The following is a 19,233-nucleotide window of genomic DNA, read 5'->3' as shown; positions in this document are numbered from 1 at the left end:
ACGGACGCGAGGGAGCTGATGAACGTGACACCTTTCTGGCTGGCGGGGCGCGCGGCGACGGGCGAGGAGTCGATCGAGGTCACCCACCCCTACGACGGGCGGACGGTGGGCGTCGCGGCCGTGCCGACGCCCGCGCAGGTCGAGGAGGCCCTGGCCGCCGCGCACGCGGTGCGGCGGACGGCGGCGGCGCTGCCCCTGCACGTCCGCGCGGACGCGCTCACGCACGTCTCGCGGCGGCTGGCCGAGCGCGCCGACGAGGTCGCGCGGCTGATCACCGGGGAGAACGGCAAGCCGCTGATGTGGGCGCGCGCGGAGGTGAACCGGGCCGTCGCGACGTTCCGGTTCGCGGCCGAGGAGACGCGCCGCTGGAGCGGTTCCGTGCAGCGCCTCGACACCGAGGCCGCCGCGGACGGGCGCATGGCGTACGTGTCGCGGGTGCCGCGCGGGCCGGTGCTGGGGATCTCGCCGTTCAACTTCCCGCTGAACCTCACGGCGCACAAGGTCGCTCCGGCCGTCGCGGTCGGCGCGCCGATCGTCGTGAAGCCCGCGCCCGCGACGCCGCTGTCGGCGCTGCTGCTCGGCGAACTGCTCGCGGAGACCGACCTGCCCGCCGGGATGGTGTCGGTGCTGCCGGTGCCCAACGACCGGGCCGGGGCGCTGGTCTCGGACCCGCGGCTGCCGATCGTGTCGTTCACCGGGTCGGTGCCGGTCGGGTGGGCGATCAACGACCAGGCGCCGCGCAAGCACGTCACGCTCGAACTCGGCGGCAACGGCGCGGCCGTCGTCCTGCCCGACGCGGACCTGGACTGGGCGGCGTCGCGGATCGGGCTGTTCGCGAACTACCAGGCGGGGCAGAGCTGCATCGCCGTCCAGCGCGTCTACGTGGACCGGTCGGTGCTGGAGGACTTCCTGCCCAAGCTGGTGGACGCGGTGAACGGGCTCGTCACCGGCGACCCGTGGGACGACGCGACGCAGGTCGGGCCGCTGGTCAGCGTCGCCGCCGCGGAGCGCGTCGAGTCCTGGGTGAACGAGGCCGTGGACGCCGGGGCCAAGATCCTCACCGGCGGCGAGCGCGACGGCGCGGCCTACGCGCCGACGATCCTCACCGGTGTGCCGGACGACGCGAAGGTCGTCCGCGAGGAGGTCTTCGGGCCGGTGCTGCTCGTCCAGCCGGTCGACGGGGTGGACGAGGCGTTCGCGCGCGTCAACGACTCGGTGTTCGGTCTGCAGGCGGGCATCTTCACGCGCAGTCTGGACGTGGCGTTCCGCGCCCATCGGGAACTTGAGGTCGGCGGGGTGGTGATCGGCGACGTCCCGTCGTACCGGGCGGACCAGATGCCCTACGGCGGTGTGAAGGACTCCGGGGTCGGCCGCGAGGGCCTGCGGTCCGCGATGGAGGACTACACGGAGGAGAAGGTGATGGTGCTGACGGGAGTGCAGCTCTAGCCCTGCGGTCTCACCGCCGAGCCCCGGCCGACTTGGCCGGGGCTCCGCCGCTCAGCCGGGGCTCGGCCCTTCCACAGGCCGCGCAGCGTGGACACGACGCCCCGGTCGCGCGTGCCGAACCCTCCGCGTTGGCCCAGCCACCGCGCCGCGCCCGCCAGACCCGGGTGAGCCCGCTGACCCCGACCGTCTCGGCAGGGTCGCCGAGCGGTGACACGACGCCCGGCCGACGCATCCGCGCCCTGGCCGTTCGGAGCCAGCCAGCCGCCGGGGCTGTCAGGTGCGGGCGAGCACGCTGATCCGGGCCTGTCGCGCTCGGAGCCTCCAGCAGGGACGGCGGCCCCGGCGGCCTGGTCGGCGCTTCCGACATGTGAGTCGCGCCCGGCCCGCAGGGGCCCGCAGCCCGGTGAGGCGCGGACGGGCACCGCCGCGACCGTGCAGGAGTGCGTTGGACGCTCCGCGTCACGCATGACCGCAGTTCTGGCCACCGCACTTCCGGCCACCGCGCTTTCGACTACCGCTTGGCTCTGGGTCGGGGAATGCGGCTCGGCGAATGTTCCGTGCGCCGGTGTCTGGACGACCGAATCACCGCACGATGAGTTCTCCTTTCGATGTGGGGCCGCGTGTCAGCGGTGGTAGGAGCAGCGGGGTGCTGGTCTGGCTCGTCTGTCGATCTGGCAGCCGGAGGGCATCGGCAGTCGGCCCCGGTGCGGGACGGTCAGCGGGCCGCGACCGCAGGGTTCGGGGGGCTGCAGCGGATCGACGCGTCCCCAGATCAGCGCGGGATCGTCGTCCGCGCGGGAGGAATCGCAGGCGGAGGCGTCCTCGCGGGAGGTCTCGGGACGCTTCTCCAGGAAGGCCGCCTCGTCGCGGGTGGACGCGGGCGGGAGGGGCTGCGCGGGGTCGCGGCGGCGCGTGCGGTCCTCGGCGTCCCGGCGGACGTCGCCGTCGACCGGCGGACCGTCCACGCGCGTCTTCTTGATCGGCTCCGGCTTGTACTTGGCGTGGTACTCCTCGACGCACAGGACCTCCGCCATAGGGAACCGCATGGCGTAGACCACGCTGCCCGTGCGCCTGACCTCGCTCACCTTGAGCACGCCGCCCTCGACGACGCGCTCGACCCGGCGGCCGGCCTTGGTCGCGATGATCTCGTGGACCTCCGCGCGCCTGCCCGGCGGCTGGATGGTGACGACGACCCTGTCGCCTCGCATACGGTCCGTCCTTTCGTCGCGTGCGGACATCGGCCCCCATCAGACCGGCCCGGCGACACCCCCGCAACCCCCGGCCCGAAGCTGTGGATAACTTCCGCATCCGCAGCCCCGCAGGGCTTCCCGGGGCCGGTGAACGCGACCGTCCGGGCGGCGGAACAAGGATGCGGAAGAGCGGCCACGAACACTACAGCGACGGGATGACCGTCTTCATCTGTTCCGCGCGCAGACCGCGCGGCGGGCGGCGTGGGCAGGGGCCAGCGGGACGGGCACGGAGTCCAGCGCCGAGCAGCGCGCGGCGCGCAGGGCGCAGGGCGGTGCGGGGCAACGCGCGGGCAGCGCTCGGCGCGGACGCGAGGCGGCGCGCAGGGCGCAGCGCGCGGGCAGCGCTCGGGCGGACGCAGGGCAGCGCTCGGCGCGGGCGCGGCGCGGGGCGGACGCGGCGCGGGGCGGCACTTGGCGCGGACGCGGCGCGGCGCTCGGGGCAGGGCGCAGGGCGGGGTGCGGGGCAACGCGCGGGGCAACGCGCGGCGCGGACACAAGGCGGCGCGCAGGACGCGGCGCTCGGGGCAGCGCTCGGCGCGGACGCGGGGTGGTGTGCGGGGTGAAAGTGGTGCGGTGCAGGGCGAGGCGCGGGTGGGGGGTGGGGTGGTGTGGGCGGGGTGGGGCGAGCCCCGGGCCGGTGAGGGGGCGGGCCGGGGCTCGCGGCGGTGTCAGGCGGAGACCCAGACCAGTTCCGAGCGGAGCCGGTGCGCGGCGCTCTCCGGGCTGCGCCACTGGCCGAAGGGGCCGCCGTTCGTGCCGAGGGTCGTCGCCGAGCCGCGCGGCAGGGCGACGCCGAAGGCGATCACCTCGGGCGGGGGCGGGGCCGCCGACGCGGCGGCGGTCTCGTCGGACGCGCCGTCGTCGGCCCGCCGGGCGGGCCCGCGATCGGCCGTCGCCGTCGCGGACTCGCGGCCGGGCGGGTCGGCGGGGTCGCCGTCTACCGGGCCGCCGGGCTGGCCGTTGTCCTCGCCGTCGTCCTCGTCGTCCTCGTCCGGCCGGCGGACCAGGACGAACAGCCTCGGCCGGACGCCGGGGAAGAGTTCGGCGACCAGGCCCGCGTCCATCGCCACTTCCTCGACCGGGTCCAGCGCGGACGCGAAGATGTCGTCGGCGCCGTCCTCCGGGCCGTTCGCCGCCTCCCGCCCGACGTGGTAGACAGGCGGACGTTCGGACCTGCGGATGCCGTCCATGCGATGCGCTCCCTTCCGAGCACTCCGGGGCCGGGACGGCCTGCCGCCAAGCACTGACCGTCCCGGCCCCTCGCCGTGTCCAGCCGCCCGGCCCCCGGCCGCACGACTTGACCTTTTCGCTAACTCCCCGTGAGGAGCCTCACACCTTCGGTATAGTGGCACACGCCCGCAGCCCGAACAAGGTGCTTGGGCAATGACAACATGTGGAGTCATGTGATGGCACGATCTCAGTGGGTGACACTCCGGGCTCAGTGGCTCGGTCAGCAGCTACGAAGCCTCCGCGAGGAGAACGGCATGCTGATCAAGGAGGTGGCCGAGTATCTGGAGCGTGACCCCGGCACCGTCAGCCGGTACGAGACGGGCGTGTACCCGATCCACTCGCCCGAACTTCTGAAGCTCCTCGATCTCTACCGAGTCGCCGACGAGCACCGCCGCTTCTCACTGCTCAAGTTGAGCGAGGAGGCGTGGCAGAAGGGCTGGTGGGACGGCTACGCACCGGATCTGGCCGAGTGGTTCAGCGACTACATCTGGCTGGAGTCCCGTGCCGACCACATCCAGATGTTCGACAACGTCGTGTTTCCTGGCCTGCTCCAGACAGAGGAGTACGGCGAGGCAGCGATGCGGACCACCGCTTGGGATGCCGACGACGAGAGCATCCGCCGCATGTTGGAGCTGCGGATGACACGCAAGGCGATCCTCGCGAAACCCAAACCACCGAGGATCTCCGTGATCTTGGACGAGGCGTTGCTACGTCGCCCTTCGGGCAGCCCAAAGGTCTTCGTCGCTCAACTTCGCTACCTCGCCGAATGCGCCGAACGGCCGAACACTGACGTCAGGGTGCTCCCGTTCAAGGCTGGCCTCCATCCGAGCCACACCGGCGCTTTCAAGATCTTCACGATGCCGGAACCGTTCCCACGGATCGCGCACGCCGACACGCTGCAGGGGGCGGTCTACATCGAGTCCCCTCAGTGCGACCGCTTGGTTGAGGCATACGATCGTCTGCACACGCTGTCCCTTGGCCCCGCAGACTCGGTTGAGCTGATCTCAGCCGTGGCAGAGGAGTTGGAATGAGCAAGCCCGAGACACGCGACGCGCTGACTCCAGACGAGCGGTCCCGGATCGGTTGGCACATCAGCACTTACAGCGATGGTGGCCCTCCCAACTGCGTCGAGGCCGGCCCGCTCGCGGACGGCAGTGACCGCGTGGCCGTCCGCCACAGTCAGCACCCGGACGCGGAGCTGATCGTCTACACGCGCGCCGAGTGGGAAGCCTTCACCGCCGGGGTACGTAACGGGGAGTTCGACTTCTTCGCCTAACCCTCGGAGGCGACCATGCACGACACCAACGCGGGCACGCTCGGAACCACCGAGCGTGCCCGCATCGCTTGGCACATCAGTACGTTCAGCGACAACGGGGGCGGAAACTGTGTCGAGGCTGGGCCGCTCGCGGACGGCAGCGACCGCGTGGCCGTCCGCCACAGTCAGCGCCCCGACGCCGAACTCATCGTCTACACCCGCGCCGAGTGGGAAGCCTTCACCGCCGGGGTACGCAACGGAGAGTTCGACTTCTTCGCCTGAGTTGCGCAGGCGGGGCGTTCCGTGAGCCCGCCCGCGCGGGCGGCACGATGGCCGCGCGGCGGGCGGGCGACCCCGACGAAAGTGCAGGTGGACGCTGGTCGGGTGGGTGATGCCGCGCGGAGTTCCGGGTTTCTAGCGTCGCAGGCATGAGCGATGTCATGGAGTTGCTGGACACCGCCGTGACGTCCCCCTGGTTCGTGCTCGTGTTGTTCGTGGTGGCGGCGGTCGATGCGTTCTTTCCCGTCGTCCCGAGCGAGAGCATGGTGATCACGGCGGGCGTGTACGCGGCGGACGGGCGGCCGCAGGTGGCGGCGGTGGTCGCGGCGGCGGCGCTCGGGGCGTTCGCGGGCGACCACGTCGCGTACGCGCTGGGCCGCGTCGTCGGCGGGCGGTGGGGGCGGGGGCCGCGCTGGGCGCGGCGGGCGGTGGCCGAGCGGGGCGGGCTGATCCTCGTCGTCGCCCGGTACGTGCCGGGCGGGCGGACGGCGGTGACCGCGACGATGGGCGCGGTCGGGTTCCCGGCCCGCGAGTTCGCGGGATACGCGGCGGTCGCGGCCGTGACCTGGGCGCTTTACGGGACGCTGCTCGGCTATGTCGGCGGACGGGCGTTCGAGGACGATCCGATCCTCGGCGTCGCGGTCGGCCTGGGCCTGGCGCTCGGAGTGACGGCGGTCGTGGAGGCCGTCCGATACGTCCGCACCCGACGAAAGTCGGGGTCGCCGGCCGACGATCGCGCACTGCCCGCGCCCGAGCCCGCTTCCTACGGTGTCGGACGCCACGACGACGCGGAGGAACGATGATCACACTGCGGGGCCTGACGAAACGGTTCGGCGCCAGAACGGCCGTCGACGGCCTGACCCTCGACATCGAGCCCGGCCTGGTCACGGGCTTCCTCGGCCCAAACGGCGCGGGAAAGTCCACGACGATGCGGATGATCCTCGGCCTGGACCGTCCCACGGCGGGCGCGGCGCTGGTCGGCGGACGGCCGTTCGCCGAGCTGCGCCGCCCGCTCGCCGAGGTCGGCGCGCTGCTGGACGCCAAGGCCGCGCACCCGGGCCGGTCCGCGCGGGCGCACCTGCTGGCGATGGCGCGCAGCAACGGCCTCGGGCGGCGGCGCGTGGACGAGGTCCTGGCCGCGGTCGGCCTGACGGAGGTCGCGGGCCGCCGCGCGGGCTCGTTCTCGCTCGGGATGAGCCAGCGGCTCGGGATCGCGGGCGCGCTGCTGGGCGACCCGCACGTCGTCCTGCTGGACGAGCCCGTCAACGGCCTGGACCCCGACGGGGTGCTGTGGGTGCGGCGGCTCATGCGGTCGCTTGCCGCCGAGGGCCGGACGGTGTTCGTGTCGAGCCACCTGATGAGCGAGATGGAGCGGACGGCGGACCGGCTCGTCGTCATCGGCCGGGGACGGCTCATCGCGGACGCGCCGGTCGCGGACGTGATCGCGGGGAGTTCCCGCACGTCCGTCCGGGTCCGCAGCCCGCGCGCCGGGGACCTGGCGGCGCTGCTGGCCGCCGAGGGCGTCGCGGTGGCGCGCGCGGGCGCGGAGGAGCTGACGGTCACCGGCGTCCCGGCGGAGCGGGTCGGGCTGGCCGCGCACCGCGCCGGGGTGCCGCTGTACGAGCTGAGCGTGCGGGAGGCGTCGCTGGAGGACGCGTACATGGAGCTGACGGGCGCGAGCGTCGAGTACGGCGCGGGACGGGAGGCGGCGCGATGACGGGCGACGGGTACCGGGGCGCGGTCCTCGCCGAGTGGACGCGGTTCTGGTCGCTGCGGTCCACGTGGTGGGGCCTGCTGAGCGCGTTCCCGCTGATGGGGATCGTCGCGACGACGCTGGCGAACTCGGTGACGGCGAACAACACCGACAGCGTGCGCGGCAACGACCAGGGCGTCGTGGCGACGAGCGGCGTCGCGCTCGACGCGCTGGACCTCGTGCAGTTCGTCCCGTTGACGCTGGCGATCCTGCTGGTCACGGGCGAGTACGCGCACGGCGGGATGCGGGTGGCGCTGGCGTGCGTGCCGTCACGGGCGCGGCTGCTGGCGGCGAAGGCGACGGTCGTCGCGGCCGTGTTCTTCCCGCTCGGGGCGGCGCTCGCGGTGGCGGGCACCGTCGCCTGCGTCCCGTTCCTGGGCAAATGGGGGCATCTGTCGGCCGGGGACGCGGTGGCGGACGCGCTGGCGTGCGGGCTCTACCTCGCGCTCGTCGGCGTCCTCGCGCTCTGCGTCGGGACGATGCTGCGCAGCACCGCCGGGGCGCTGACGACGGTGTTCCTCGTGCTGCTCGTCCTGCCGATGCTGCTCGGCGGCGGGCAGGAGATCGCCGAGCGGATCGGGGACGCGCTGCCGAGCGTCGCCGGACGGCACTTCATGAAGGGCGACGCGGACCCGTACCCGGCGGCGGCCGGGCTGGCGATCCTGCTGGTCTGGATCGCCGCGGCGCTCGCGGGCGGGTACGCGGCGCTGCGCGAGCGCGATGCCTGACCGCCGGTCAGCGCTCGTCGACGAGGTCGGCCTCGTAGGCGATGATCGCCGCCTGGACGCGGTTGCGGACGTCCAGGCGGGTGAGAATCGCGCTGACGTACGCCTTCACCGTGCCCTCCACGATGTGGAGCCGGGCGGCGATCTCCGCGTTGGACAGGCCCCGGCCCAGCAGGGCCAGGACCTCGCGCTCGCGCGGGGTGAGGGCGGCGGCGCGGCGGCGCGCGCGGGCGGCGTGCTCCAGCCGTCCGCCGCTCAGCTCGGTGATGACGCGGTGGGCGACCTTCGGGGACAGGAACGCCGCGCCGTCCGCGACCGCGCGGACCCCGGCGAGGAGTTCGTGCGGATCGCCGGATTTCAGCAGGAACCCGCTCGCGCCGTCCGCCAGGGCGCGGGCGATGTACTCGTCCTCCCCGAAGGTGGTCAGCATGACGACGCCGACGTCCGGGGCGGCGCGGCGCAGCTCGGCGGCGGCGGCGAGGCCGTCCAGGCGGGGCATCCGGACGTCCAGCAGCGCGACGTCGGGGCGGTGCGCGAGCGCCAGCGCGACGGCCTCCCGCCCGTCGCCCGCCTCGGCGACGACCTCGACGCCGGGGTCGGCGGCCAGGATCGCGCGCACTCCGGCGCGGATCATGGCCTCGTCGTCGGCGAGCAGCACGCGGATCACGCGGGGTCCCTTCACTGGCGGAGCACGTCCTTGGCGGCGAGGCGGCCCCCGGCGAAGCACAGCCGGTAGACGTCGCCGAGGCCGAGCAGGTTCACGTCGGAGCGGTAGTAGCGGCAGTCCGTGCCGCGCGGCTCGGGATGCCGGGCGCGGACGGACTCCCGGTTCACGAGCTGCATCGGCGGCGCGTCCCGCAGGACCGCCGCTCGGTCCGCGCCGATCCGGAGCGCGGTGAACCGGTCCGGGGGCAGGGACGAGTTCAGCGTCGCGACGGCGTAGTACCCGGCCATCACCGCCGACAGCGCGGCGAGCAGCAGCGCCGGGACGACGATCGCGGTGGCGAGGCTGCGGCGCACGGCGCGCCGCTCCCGCGCCAGCCGCCGCGCGGACTCGGACTCGTCCGCGCCGGGATCGGCCGCGCCGAGGTCGGCCGCGTGGAAGCCGTCTCCGCCGGGGTCGGCCGCGCCGGGACCGCTCGTGCCCGGGGCGGGTCTTCGCGCGTCGGGCGATACGGCGCCGGGCGCGCAGGGGAGGTTCGCGGTGACCTCGAAGCCGCCGGACGGCGTCGGGCCGGTGCGCAGGGCGCCGCCCGCGAGCCGGACGCGTTCGGCCAGCCCGACCAAGCCGAAGCCGCCGGACGCGAGGCCGTCCGTCGCGAGGCCGTCCGGCACAGGGGCGTCCGGCTCGTGGCCGCCCGGTGCGGGAGCGCCCGGCGCATGGCGGCCCGACGCGAGGCCACCCGGCGCGAGGGCGTCCGGCGCAAGGGCGCCCGGCGCAGGGGCGCTCGGGGCGGGGGTGGTCGGTGGGGCGTTGGTGATCGTGACCGTCACCGTGTCCCGCGTCGGGCGGGCGAGGTGGACGGTGATCGGTGCGCCGGGCGCGTGCTTGGCCGCGTTCGTCAGGGCTTCCTGGACGACGCGGTGGACGGCCAGCGCCGCCATCGGCGCGAGGTCCAGCGGCGCGTCGTCGCCGGTCAGCCGGACGGGCACGCCGGACGCGCGCGCCCGCGCCACGAGGTCCGCGACGCTCTCGCGGGCGGGCCGCACGGACGCGTCCGCGTCCGCCCGCAGCACGCCGATGATCTCCTGGAGCCGTTCGGTCGCGGCGGCGGCCCCGGCGCGCAGGTCGGCGGCGGCGCGCCGGTGCTCGTCCGCGAGGCCCGGCGCGACCTGGAGCGCGCCCGCGCGGACGGCGAGCAGCGCCAGCTCGTGCCCGAGGGAGTCGTGCATGTCCCGCGCGATCCTGGACCGCTCCCGCAGCCGTTCGCGCTCGGCCGCGATGCGCTGCTCGCGCTCCAGCCGCGCCGCGCGGTCCCAGCCCGCGCGCACCAGCTCCCGGTCCTGCCGCCAGTAATGGCCCGCGAGCCACGGCAGGACGCCGAGCAGCACCAGCCAGACCGTCAGCGCGAACCAGGTGGTGATGTCCGCGCCGCGCAGCAGGTTCATGACCGTCCCGCCGACGACGATCACCGTGAACGTCCACAGCACGGGCCGGGACCGCGCTGTCCGCAGCCCCGTCAGGTACGCCATGACCGGCAGCCCGAACGCGAAGTTCCCGTGGACGGCCGTCAGCGCGACGACGACCACCAGCGACAGCAGCGGAGCGGCCCGGCACGCCAGCACCGCGACGCCCAGCAGGACGACGCCCGCGAGCTGCGCCCACCAGTGCGCTTCGTGCGGCCGGACGACGACGAGGTCGGCGGTGACGGGCGGGAACTCCAGCACGGCGAGCAGCAGCGCGTCGAGCGCGACGGCCCGCCGCGACGGCCGCCGCGCCAGGCCCCGCACTCCGTCCCCCACGTTCATCCGATTCAACGTACATACCGGACGACCAGCGGCGTTACTGACGAAAGTCAGGTCCGCGCCGCCCACGCCGCCTGGAACATCTCGTGGATCGGCCGGGGCGGCAGCACGCGCAGGAACGGACCCGTCACCTCGTTGCGGTGCGAGACCTCCAGCAGGTACGGCTCCACCTTGAACGCCTCCAGCGGCAGCACGGGCGACTTCGTCTCCTGCCACTCGCCCGGGATGAACGCCGTCCGCCGCGCCCGCGCGCGCTTCTCCACGACGACGAGCCCGAGCGCGGCCAATTCGTCCTGCGCCGCCTTGTGCCGGGCGGGCTTCCACCCGTTCCAGCGGCGCACGTTCGCGTCGGTCGGGTGCGCGAGCGTGAGGAGCTGGAGGTACAGCGCGGCCGCGTCCGCGTCGGCGCCGGTCGCCGCGCGGACGTCCGCGACGAGTTCCGGCACGCTGCACGACGGGTCGTACTCGTACCGCCCGGCGGGCACCGGGCTGTCCAGCGCCCGCTCCACGAGCCGGGCGACGTCGCGGACGGCCAACTCCCGCCGCACCTCGGCGGCCAGCCGGTCGAGCCCGTTGTCCTCGCACACCTCCAGCACGTCCGCGACGAGCGCGGCGTCCGCGAGCCCGGCGGGCCGGAACAGGACGCGCTGGAAGTCCTCGTCGCTCCTGATCAGCAGCAGTCCGTCGTCGAACAGCTCGAACGGCCGGTCCTCGGCTCGGTCCGGCGCGGCCGTGACGGTGTCCGGCCCGAACAGCGCCGCCCGCGCCGTCCGCCCCCGCCCGACCCGGTGGTACCCGAGGTGCGAGATCAGGCCCGGCGTGTCGAGGACGGCGCGCAGCCGGTCCGCCGCCGCGCGCAGCCCTGCGAGCGCCGGGTCGCCGACCGGCCGCTCCGCGCACGCCCACGCGACCGCCGTCGCGCGCTCGGCGTAGGCGTGGCCTCGCAGCCGCTGGAGCTTTCCGTCGGCGTCTCGGAAGTTGAGCCAGACGTGGTTGCCGTACGCGGTGAGCACGACCGTCGGCCCGGGGACGGCCCGCTGCGCCGGGTCGCCCAGCGCGGCGGCCCAGCCCGCGCCGAGCCCGGTGTCGCGTTCGAGCGCGGCGGCCAGTTCCTCGTCCACGGGCGGGCGCGCGCCGAGCCGGGCCGCCCACTCGTCCGCCATCCGCTCGGCGGCGGCGACCGCGCCGTCGCGCGTCCACAGCTCGGCCGGGTCGCCCGGGACGCCCGCCGCGAGGACCGCCGCGTGCCCCGCGTAGTCGAGCCGCCGCAGCGTCCGCTCGACCTCGTCCAGCGACTCCCGCGCCACCCCGTACGGCTTGGCGCGCAGCGCCCGCCGCTGCTCCTCGATGTTGGTCACGAAGTCGGTGCCGAGGTCGCAGCGGCTCCGCAGCCCGTCCAGGACGTACCGGGCGACGGCCAGGCGCGTCCCGGTGCGGCGCGCGAACGCCTCGACCGCCTCGTCCGGGACCGGCGCGGGGCCGCGTTCGGCGAGCAGGTCCAGCGCGCGCGCCAGCCGCGCCGCGTCGTCGCGGGTCACGGCGGCGGTCGCGGTGTCCTTCGCGTCCGCCGGGGCGGGCTCGGCCGCGCGCTGGACGAAGCGGTGCCCGGCCTCCTGCCCCCGGTAGGTCCGGGCCGCGCCGACCGCGCCGGGCGGCAGCGAGCCGTTCGGGACGAACCCGACGCGCCACTCCCCCGGCGCGGCGAACGGCGTCCGCGCCCACGTCCGCAGCAGGTCCGCGAGCGCGGCCCGCTCGCCGTCCTCTGCGGCCGGGGACAGGACGCGCCGCACGACCGCGTCGATCCGGCCGAGCAGCACCGTCCAGTCGCGCGGCTCCGCGAGGCGGCTCACCGCGCGGACGCGCTCGTCCACGTCGCCCGCGAGGAACGCGCCGTCCGCCGCGACGGCGGTGGCGAGGACGGGCAGCGGCGACACGTGGTGCCTCGACGCGCCCCGGACGTGGTTCGCGACGAGCCCGCGCAGCGCCGGGAGCAGCGCCGCGTCGCCCACGTCGGCGGCGGGCCGCACCAGCGCGCCGGACGCGACGATCCGCGCGCGCCCCGCCAGCTCGTCGCGGAGCCGCGTCAGCCGCCCGGCGATCTCCGCCGCCGAGGCCGCGATCACCGGGTCCGCGACGCCGGGCGGCGGCGCGCCGTCGAGCAGCGCTCGGACGGCCGACGCGTCCAGCGCCCGCAGCGCCCGCGACGACGCCGGGTCGCGCGGCGCGAGGAAGTGCCAGAACATCAGCGGCGGCACGGGCGGCCCCGCCTCGCCCCGGCGCGCGACGCCCGCGACCGCCGCGCGCCACAGCGCGGTGGCGGGCTCGATCGCCTCGATCCGCCCGTCGGATTCCCGCACGACGAGCACGGCGTCCGCCTCCGGAATCCGCAGCAGCGCGCACGCGAGGGACCGGTCCCCGGCGGGCAGCCGCACCGCGCGGCCGTCCGCGGACTCGACGAGCCGATGCGGGTCCTCGCCGCCCGTGACCAGGATGCGCGCGCCGCTCAGCCCGTCCGCGTCCCCGAGCGGGGAGGAGACCCCGGCGAGGAGCCGCGCGAGCAGGACCGACCGCTGGTCGATGCCGTATCCCGCGCGCGGCACGGTGCAGAACGCGGGGGCGGGCGCGGCGACGGCCTCGCCGGTGGCCGCGTCCACCGCCTGCCAGTCGGCGCGGTCGCCGAACGCGTCGGCCGACCAGACGCGCGCGCCGTCCCCGACCTGGCGGAGCGGGAACGCGACGGTGGGCGCGTCGCCGGGCCGCAGCACGCGCCGCCCGTCGAACCGGCCGCCGCCGACCGCGAACTGGTCGCCGTGCCCGACGCGGGACACGTCGCCGGTGACGCCGTGCGCGGCGCTCGGCTGGACCTCGGCGACCGCGCCCGGCTCGCCCGCCCAGAACACGCGGCGCGGCGCCTGCGGGATCGTCCCTGACGCGACGAGGAAGTCCCCGCCGACGTAGTGGACGGTGTGGAACTTCGCGTCCTCCGGCACCGCGAACGCGCACGCCCCGACGCGCCCGGACGGCCCGACCGCGACGGCGCGGTCCCGCCCGTACAGCGTGAGGACGGGCCAGGACGCGGTGCATCCGACGACCTCGCCCAGCTCCGCGACGGCCTCGTCGAACGCGGGCCAGCCCAGCTCGGCCGGGATTCCGGCGCGCAGCGTCCGCAGCACGGGCGCGGTGAGGTCGAGGGCCGCGAGGGCGTCCGCGACGCCGTCGAGCGCGGCGAGCGTCGGAGTGTCCAGCAGCTTGCCCAGCTCGCGCAGCGTCTCGCCCGCCGCCCACGCGCCCTGGTCCGCGACGGCGCGCAGCAGCTCGTCCACCCGCGCGTGGACGCCGGCCTCGATGCCCGAACCGGGCCGCAGCCGGGTGAGGGCGGTGCCGGGGCCGTCCCAGTGGCCCGGCTGGAGCGTCCGCTCCAGCAGCGGGCCGAAATCGGGGTCGGCCGCGAGCGCGGCCAGGTCGCGCCCGGAACCGTCGTTGCGGACGTGGAGTTCGTGGCGCGGCCCGGGGTGCTCGACCGGGACGCCCGCCGCCAGGCACGCGTCGAGCAGTTCGGCGTCGAGCAGGGACCTGGCCCGGTACTGCGAGCGGTGCAGCGCGACCGGCGCGTCGATCCGCGGCGCGAGCCGCTCGACGGCCGCGAACAGCTCGGCGGGCGGCCGCTGCGCCGTGATGCCGCCGCCCGGGACGCGCACGTAGGAGTAGTGGAACGGGAAACCGCCGAGCCACGCCGCGAGGCCGCCGTCCGGCTCCAGTGAACCGTCGGCGAACGCGGCGAGGACGCCCGCCGCGTCCAGCATCCGCAGGAACGCCGCGCCGTCCGTCGCGCCGGTCGGGAAGAGGGCCGCGAGGGCGGGCAGGTCGTCGGGCTCGGGCGGGGCCTTGGCGAAGACGGCCGCGGCCGCGTCCAGCAGGCCGTCCGACAGCGCCGTCCCGCCGCACCGGGCCAGGACGCGGCCGAGCACGCGGGCCTCTTCCTCGACGCCGAGCCCGGCGGCCTTCGCCGACGCGCGCACGAGCCGGACCAGGTCGGCGGGCGGCGCGGCCCCGCGCCACGCGGTCAGCAGCGCGGCGAAGTCCCGGTGCGCCCGGTCCGCCGGGAACGTCGCCGCCAGCCAGGCGCGGTGCTCGCGCAGCGCGCGGGCCGGGAGCGCGCCCGCGCGGGCGAGCAGCGCCGCGTTGGCCGCGCGGTACGCGGCGTCGACCGGTTCGGCCTCGGCGGCGCGCGCCAGCAGGTACGCCTCGCCCGCCTGCTTGGTCCCGACGCGCAGGAACCGGTGCGCGACCGTGTCCCAGTACCAGGGGAGGTGCTCGGGCGGCAGCGCGCGGGCGGGCCGGGCCAGCTCGTCCAGGAAGCGGCCGGGGCGGCGCGAGTGGACGCCCGTGCGCAGCGCCTCGACCAGGCGTTCGGCGTCGGGGATGTGCGCGGGGGCGTGCGCCTTCGCCCAGTCGAGGTAGACGGTGGAGGCGGCCGGATCGGTCGGCAGGGGGACGGACATGTCGCGGATTATGGCAGCGAGTCCGGACAGACTTGACGGATTCCCGGACCACCGCCCTATATTCGATCCGCCGTCCAATAGCGACGGCGGGCCGGCCGGGGCCGCGGTGGGAAAGGCGCCCTCCGCGCGGCCCCGGCCGGCCGCCTCAGCGTCGGGTGTCTCAGCACGGGCCGCCTCAGCGTCGGGCGTACCGCGCCGCGCGGGCGCGCGGCGACGGCTCGCCCAGCGCCGCCAGCTCCGCCGCCACGGCCGCCGCAGCGCGGGCGCAGAACGCGGCGGGCTCGTCGGCGGCGTCCGGCCGCTCGTCCAGCAGCGCGTCCGCGATCCCCGCGCGCAGCAGGTCCGCCGCCCCGACGCCCTGCGCCCCGGCCAGCTCCGCCGCCCGGTCCGGCGTCCGGTGGACGATCACCGACGCGCCCTCCGGCGGCAGCGGCGCGAGCCACCCGTGCCGCGCCGCGAGCACCCGGTCGGCGGGCAGCAGCGCCAGCGCCGCGCCGCCCGTGCCCTCCCCGAGCAGCAGCGCCAGCGTCGGCGCGGCCAGCGTGATCATGTCCGCGAGGCAGCGCGCGATCTCGCCCGCCAGCCCGCCCTCCTCGGCTTCGGCCGACAGCACCGCGCCGGGCGTGTCCACGACGGTCAGCAGCGGCAGCCCCAGCTCGGCGGCCAGCCCCATCCCGCGCCGCGCCACCCGCAGCCCGGCCGGGCCGAGCGGGTGCCCGGTGCGCTGGCTGCGCCGGTCCTGGCCGACGACGACGCACGGCTCGCCGCCGAACCTGGCCAGCGCGAGCAGCAGGCCGGGGTCGGCCTCGCCCTGGCCCGTCCCCGACAGCGGCGTCACCGACGTCGCCCGCCGCAGCAGGTCGCGGACGCCGGGCCGGTCCGCGCGCCGCGACCGCTCGATGGCCTCCCACGCGGGCGGCGCCTCGACGGGCGCGGGCTCCCGCAGCGGCCGTTCCGCGACGGGCGCGGCCCGCGCGGGCTCGTCCGAGCCGCCGGACCGCCGCGCCGGGCGCGCCGCGAGCACGTCCAGCGCCGCCGCCGCGACGTCCGCGAGGTCGCCGATCCCCACGACCGCGTCCACGAGCCCCTTCGCCGCCAGGTTCTCCGCGACCTGCACGCCGTCGGGGAACGGCCGCCCGTGCAGCCCCGCGTACACGCGCGGCCCGAGGAACCCGATCAGCGCCCCCGGCTCGGCCGCCGTGACGTGCCCGAGCGACCCCCACGACGCGAACACCCCGCCCGTCGTCGGATGCCGCAGGTACACCAGGTACGGCAGCCCCGCCGCGCGGTGCGCCGCGACCGCCGCCGTGATCCGCGCCATCTGCGCGAACGCGGCCGTGCCCTCCTGCATCCGCGTCCCGCCCGACGACGGCGCGGCCAGCAGCGGCAGCCCCTCGGCCGTGGCGCGCTCGACGGCGGCGACGATCCGGTCGGCGGTCGCGAGCCCGATCGACCCGGCCAGGAACCGGAACTCCGACACCACGCACGCGACGCGCCGCCCGCGCAGCAGGCCCTCGCCGGTCAGCACGGCCTCGTCGCAGCCGCTGCGCTCCCGCGCCGCCGCGAGGTCCGCCGCGTACCGCGAGCCCGGTTCGGCGACGGCGGGCGGCGGCTCGTCCCACGACCGCCAGCCGGTGAGGACGCGGTCCAGCAGCACGCGGGCCCCGACCCGTTCGGTCACGGCGGCTCCCTCCGGGGTCGCGGACATGTCCGGCAGAGCATAGGAGGACCGCCCCGTCAGGACGTCCGGCGGGTGCCCGAGTCCGACAGCGGCAGCCGCAGCTTCAGGCACGCCCCCTGCCCCGCGCCCGCCGCCGACGGCAGCCCGTCGCCCGTCGCGATCAGCGACCCGCCGTGCGCGTTCGCGATGTCCCGCGAGATCGGCAGGCCGAGCCCGCTGCCGCCCTTGTCGCGGCGGCGGCTCTCGGCGAGCCGCTGGAAGCGGCGGAACACCTTCTCCCGGTCCTCCGGCGCGATCCCCGCGCCGTCGTCTCGGACGGTCAGCACCGCGTCGCCGCCGGACGACCGCACCCGCACCTCGATCCGCCCGGCCGCGTGCCGCTCGGCGTTGTCCAGCAGGTTCGTCAGGACGCGCATCAGCGCGTGCTTGGAGCCCCACACCAGCACGCCCGGCTCCGCGTCCACGTCCACCGGCACGCGGCGGCGGTGCCGCACCGACTCGTCGCCCGCGAACGCGCCGAGGTCGATGGCCTCGCGCTCCAGCGGCACGCCCGCGTCCAGCTTGGCCATGATGAGCAGGTCCGCGACGAGCCGCTGCAGCCGGTCGGCCTCGCCGAGCGCGCCGCGCGCGACGGCGGGCCAGTCCTCGTCCTCCGGGCTCTGCAGCGCCACCTCGAGCTGCGCCTGGAGCCCGGTGAGCGGGCTGCGCAGCTCGTGGGAGACGTCCGCGACGAACCCGCGCTGCCGCTCCAGCACCCGCTGCAGCCGCTGCAGCGTCACGTTGATCGACTCGGCCAGGTGCGCGACCTCGTCGCCGGTCGTCGGGACGGTCAGCCGCTGCTCGGCCGCGCCGCCGGTGATCGCGGCGAGTTCCCGCTCCATCCGCTGCACCGGCCGGACGGCCCGGAACACCGCGTGCCAGATCGCCCAGCCCACGACCAGCCCGGTGAGCGGCACCGCGAAGATGGCCTCCCACATCATCACGCGCAGGACGATCCCGAGGACGGGCACCGGTAGGCCCGTGTAGACGATCCGCCACCCGTCGGGCGTGTGCGCCCAGCCCCCGACGACGTAGACGGAGCTGTCGTAGCCGCCCACGTCCACCGTCTTGGCGACCGTCCCGGCGTATCGGGCGGGGCGGCGCGCCGTCAGCGGCGGGAGACCGGCGGCCTGGGTGTTCGCGGCGACGACGCGGCCCCGGTCGTCCACGATCTGGATCAGCGAGAACCCGAGCTGCCGCGTCCGCAGCTCGTCCGGCCCCGGCGCGCGCACGGCCGCGCTGATCTCCGCGACCGCCTTCTCCCCGTCGTGCCGCAGGTTCTTGAAGACGATCGCGTGCAGGATGAAGTAGTACGCGACCCAGCCCGCGATGATGAAGCCGACGAAGATCGCGGTGACGAGAAAGGTCACCCGGGCGCGCAGCGACCAGCGCGACGGCGGGCGCCACCCGCGACGCGGCATCTCCGCTCCCCCTCCGCTCGGACGCGCACGGCGACCGTCGCCGGGGGACGGACGATCAGTTGATCATGTTTGTTGCCGGGCGGGCCCGGGCGAAACCTCCGGATGGACTTTCTTGACGTTCCGCCCGTGCGCGGCGAACCGTCCGAACCGCCCGCGGTGGTAGAGCAGCGGCAGATCGTCGTCCTCGCCGATCTCGACGCCGGTGACGTGCCCGACGACGAGCAGGTGGTCCCCGATCTCGCGGACGCTGTGCCACGCGCAGCCCAGCCGGACCGCGACGCCCTCCAGCAGCGGCTCGCCGCGCGGCCCGGACCGCCAGCGCGTCGGGGCGGCGAAGCGGTCGGCGTCGCGCGCGGCGAACCGCGCCGCGAGGTCGGCCTGGTCGTGCCGCAGGACGTTGACGGTGAAGCCGGACGCCGTCCGCAGCCGCGGGAACGTCGTCGAGGACCGCGCGACGTAGAACGACACGAGCGGCGGATCGAGGCTGACGGAGGTGAAGGAGGTCGCGGTGAGTCCTTCCGGCGCGCCCCCGGAAGGACGCGCGGTGACCACGACGACACCGGCGGCGTGCCGGGCGAGCGCGTCGCGGAAGGAGTCCCCGGTGACCGGGACGGGCCGTGCCGTCGCCGTCCCGGTCACCGGGACACCCCCGCCGGCAGAGCGCCCCGCACGGCGGGGGCCACACGGCCGGCCCATTCCGTGACGACGGAATCGAGCCGGTCGAGGTCTTGTTCGAGCAGCGCGAGCCCCGGGGTCGGGACGGTCGCGCCCAGCTCGACGAGCAGGGGCCGCAGATGGACCTCCACGGCCAGCGCGTGCTGCGGCGCGCCGAGGACCAGCAGCGGCAGCGCGACCTTACCGGTCAGCGCGCCGCCCGGCAGCCGATCCAGGAAGGTCTTCAGCAGGCCGGTGTAGGTCCCCTTGTAGGTGGGGCTGGCGATGAGCAGGAGGTCGGCCGCCGCGACGCGGTCGAGCGCGGCGGCGACGTCCGGGCCGGGGTCGGACCGCAGCAGGTCCGGTCCGAGCTCGGACAGGTCGGTGGTCTCGGGAACGGCGGACAGTCCCGCCGCCTCGGCGACGGCGCGGGCGGCGGCCAGCGCGGCCGTGGCGGTGCGGGATCGGGGGCGGGGGTTGCCGATGATGACCGGGAAGCTCACGCGCCCCATTAAAGGGAACTATCCCTACC

16 protein-coding genes are annotated in these 19,233 nt (G+C 76.0%); 7 read left to right on the top strand and 9 right to left on the bottom strand.

What is annotated here, in order from left to right:
* The first annotated feature begins 18 nt into the window (after positions 1–18).
* On the top strand, positions 19–1,446 hold the full coding sequence (locus G339_RS0106680) for an aldehyde dehydrogenase family protein (RefSeq protein WP_019630301.1): 1,428 nt from the start codon (positions 19–21) through the stop codon (positions 1,444–1,446).
* A gap of 623 nt (positions 1,447–2,069) precedes the next feature.
* On the opposite strand, the gene G339_RS36490 is transcribed toward G339_RS0106680, so the two are convergent.
* Positions 2,070–2,654, bottom strand: a complete 585-nt coding sequence (locus G339_RS36490; protein ID WP_019630300.1) for a hypothetical protein — start codon at positions 2,652–2,654, stop codon at positions 2,070–2,072.
* A gap of 710 nt (positions 2,655–3,364) precedes the next feature.
* Positions 3,365–3,886, bottom strand: a complete 522-nt coding sequence (locus G339_RS0106670) for a hypothetical protein (RefSeq protein WP_019630299.1) — start codon at positions 3,884–3,886, stop codon at positions 3,365–3,367.
* A gap of 201 nt (positions 3,887–4,087) precedes the next feature.
* Here G339_RS0106670 and G339_RS0106665 point away from each other — a divergent pair, with 201 nt between their 5' ends.
* The 6 genes from G339_RS0106665 (at position 4,088) to G339_RS0106640 (ending at position 7,941) form a co-directional block, all read left to right on the top strand.
* On the top strand, positions 4,088–4,957 hold the full coding sequence (locus G339_RS0106665; RefSeq protein ID WP_338028913.1) for a helix-turn-helix domain-containing protein: 870 nt from the start codon (positions 4,088–4,090) through the stop codon (positions 4,955–4,957).
* Positions 4,954–5,202 carry a DUF397 domain-containing protein gene (locus G339_RS0106660; protein ID WP_019630297.1) on the top strand — a complete coding sequence of 83 codons (249 nt, stop codon included), beginning with the start codon at positions 4,954–4,956 and terminating at the stop codon, positions 5,200–5,202. Before G339_RS0106665 ends, G339_RS0106660 begins: the two co-directional genes overlap by 4 nt.
* Positions 5,203–5,217: 15 nt before the next feature.
* Positions 5,218–5,463 (top strand): DUF397 domain-containing protein, encoded by a 246-nt coding sequence (locus G339_RS0106655; protein ID WP_019630296.1) that lies wholly within the window; start codon positions 5,218–5,220, stop codon positions 5,461–5,463.
* Positions 5,464–5,609: 146 nt separating this feature from the next.
* On the top strand, positions 5,610–6,263 hold the full coding sequence (locus tag G339_RS0106650) for a DedA family protein (RefSeq protein ID WP_084693133.1): 654 nt from the start codon (positions 5,610–5,612) through the stop codon (positions 6,261–6,263).
* A complete protein-coding gene (locus G339_RS0106645; protein ID WP_019630294.1) occupies positions 6,260–7,177 on the top strand; it encodes an ABC transporter ATP-binding protein in 918 nt (305 codons plus the stop codon). Before G339_RS0106650 ends, G339_RS0106645 begins: the two co-directional genes overlap by 4 nt.
* Positions 7,174–7,941 (top strand): ABC transporter permease subunit, encoded by a 768-nt coding sequence (locus G339_RS0106640; protein WP_019630293.1) that lies wholly within the window; start codon positions 7,174–7,176, stop codon positions 7,939–7,941. The genes G339_RS0106645 and G339_RS0106640 overlap by 4 nt, the downstream gene beginning before the upstream one ends.
* Positions 7,942–7,948: 7 nt before the next feature.
* Here G339_RS0106640 and G339_RS0106635 read toward each other — a convergent pair whose 3' ends face one another.
* The 7 genes from G339_RS0106635 to G339_RS0106605 all read right to left on the bottom strand — a co-directional run bounded on the left by G339_RS0106635 (position 7,949) and on the right by G339_RS0106605 (position 19,213).
* Positions 7,949–8,605 (bottom strand): response regulator, encoded by a 657-nt coding sequence (locus G339_RS0106635; RefSeq protein ID WP_019630292.1) that lies wholly within the window; start codon positions 8,603–8,605, stop codon positions 7,949–7,951.
* An 11-nt stretch (positions 8,606–8,616) separates the two neighbouring features.
* Positions 8,617–10,407: a sensor histidine kinase gene (locus tag G339_RS36485; protein ID WP_084693132.1), complete on the bottom strand. Its 1,791-nt coding sequence runs from the start codon at positions 10,405–10,407 to the stop codon at positions 8,617–8,619.
* A 47-nt stretch (positions 10,408–10,454) separates the two neighbouring features.
* Positions 10,455–14,906: a hypothetical protein gene (locus G339_RS0106625; RefSeq protein ID WP_019630290.1), complete on the bottom strand. Its 4,452-nt coding sequence runs from the start codon at positions 14,904–14,906 to the stop codon at positions 10,455–10,457.
* Between the two features lie 175 nt (positions 14,907–15,081).
* Positions 15,082–16,614 (bottom strand): carboxyl transferase domain-containing protein, encoded by a 1,533-nt coding sequence (locus G339_RS0106620; protein ID WP_019630289.1) that lies wholly within the window; start codon positions 16,612–16,614, stop codon positions 15,082–15,084.
* Positions 16,615–16,643: 29 nt separating this feature from the next.
* Positions 16,644–18,047: a sensor histidine kinase gene (locus tag G339_RS32820; protein ID WP_019630288.1), complete on the bottom strand. Its 1,404-nt coding sequence runs from the start codon at positions 18,045–18,047 to the stop codon at positions 16,644–16,646.
* A 63-nt stretch (positions 18,048–18,110) separates the two neighbouring features.
* Complete coding sequence (locus tag G339_RS0106610) at positions 18,111–18,686, bottom strand: flavin reductase family protein (RefSeq protein WP_019630287.1); 576 nt, start codon at positions 18,684–18,686, stop codon at positions 18,111–18,113.
* Complete coding sequence (locus G339_RS0106605; RefSeq protein ID WP_019630286.1) at positions 18,683–19,213, bottom strand: NAD(P)H-dependent oxidoreductase; 531 nt, start codon at positions 19,211–19,213, stop codon at positions 18,683–18,685. The genes G339_RS0106610 and G339_RS0106605 overlap by 4 nt, the downstream gene beginning before the upstream one ends.
* Positions 19,214–19,233 lie beyond the last annotated feature (20 nt).

Origin of the sequence: Actinomadura atramentaria DSM 43919, from assembly GCF_000381885.1 — a bacterium.
In the GTDB taxonomy this organism is placed as follows: Bacteria; Actinomycetota; Actinomycetes; order Streptosporangiales; family Streptosporangiaceae; genus Spirillospora; species Spirillospora atramentaria.
The sequence above is the reverse complement of the archived record's forward strand: the minus strand, read 5'-3'. Positions and strand labels throughout refer to the sequence as shown.

What these genes read in the sequence shown, in the direction of transcription:
- G339_RS0106680 (WP_019630301.1), top strand. Translation starts at nt 19, where the DNA reads ATGAACGTGACACCTTTCTGGCTGGCGGGGCGCGCGGCGACGGGCGAG.
- G339_RS36490 (WP_019630300.1), bottom strand. Translation starts at nt 2,654, where the DNA reads ATGCGAGGCGACAGGGTCGTCGTCACCATCCAGCCGCCGGGCAGGCGC.
- G339_RS0106670 (WP_019630299.1), bottom strand. Translation starts at nt 3,886, where the DNA reads ATGGACGGCATCCGCAGGTCCGAACGTCCGCCTGTCTACCACGTCGGG.
- G339_RS0106665 (WP_338028913.1), top strand. Translation starts at nt 4,088, where the DNA reads ATGTGGAGTCATGTGATGGCACGATCTCAGTGGGTGACACTCCGGGCT.
- G339_RS0106660 (WP_019630297.1), top strand. Translation starts at nt 4,954, where the DNA reads ATGAGCAAGCCCGAGACACGCGACGCGCTGACTCCAGACGAGCGGTCC.
- G339_RS0106655 (WP_019630296.1), top strand. Translation starts at nt 5,218, where the DNA reads ATGCACGACACCAACGCGGGCACGCTCGGAACCACCGAGCGTGCCCGC.
- G339_RS0106650 (WP_084693133.1), top strand. Translation starts at nt 5,610, where the DNA reads ATGAGCGATGTCATGGAGTTGCTGGACACCGCCGTGACGTCCCCCTGG.
- G339_RS0106645 (WP_019630294.1), top strand. Translation starts at nt 6,260, where the DNA reads ATGATCACACTGCGGGGCCTGACGAAACGGTTCGGCGCCAGAACGGCC.
- G339_RS0106640 (WP_019630293.1), top strand. Translation starts at nt 7,174, where the DNA reads ATGACGGGCGACGGGTACCGGGGCGCGGTCCTCGCCGAGTGGACGCGG.
- G339_RS36485 (WP_084693132.1), bottom strand. Translation starts at nt 10,407, where the DNA reads ATGAACGTGGGGGACGGAGTGCGGGGCCTGGCGCGGCGGCCGTCGCGG.
- G339_RS0106625 (WP_019630290.1), bottom strand. Translation starts at nt 14,906, where the DNA reads ATGTCCGTCCCCCTGCCGACCGATCCGGCCGCCTCCACCGTCTACCTC.
- G339_RS0106620 (WP_019630289.1), bottom strand. Translation starts at nt 16,614, where the DNA reads ATGTCCGCGACCCCGGAGGGAGCCGCCGTGACCGAACGGGTCGGGGCC.
- G339_RS32820 (WP_019630288.1), bottom strand. Translation starts at nt 18,047, where the DNA reads ATGCCGCGTCGCGGGTGGCGCCCGCCGTCGCGCTGGTCGCTGCGCGCC.
- G339_RS0106605 (WP_019630286.1), bottom strand. Translation starts at nt 19,213, where the DNA reads ATGGGGCGCGTGAGCTTCCCGGTCATCATCGGCAACCCCCGCCCCCGA.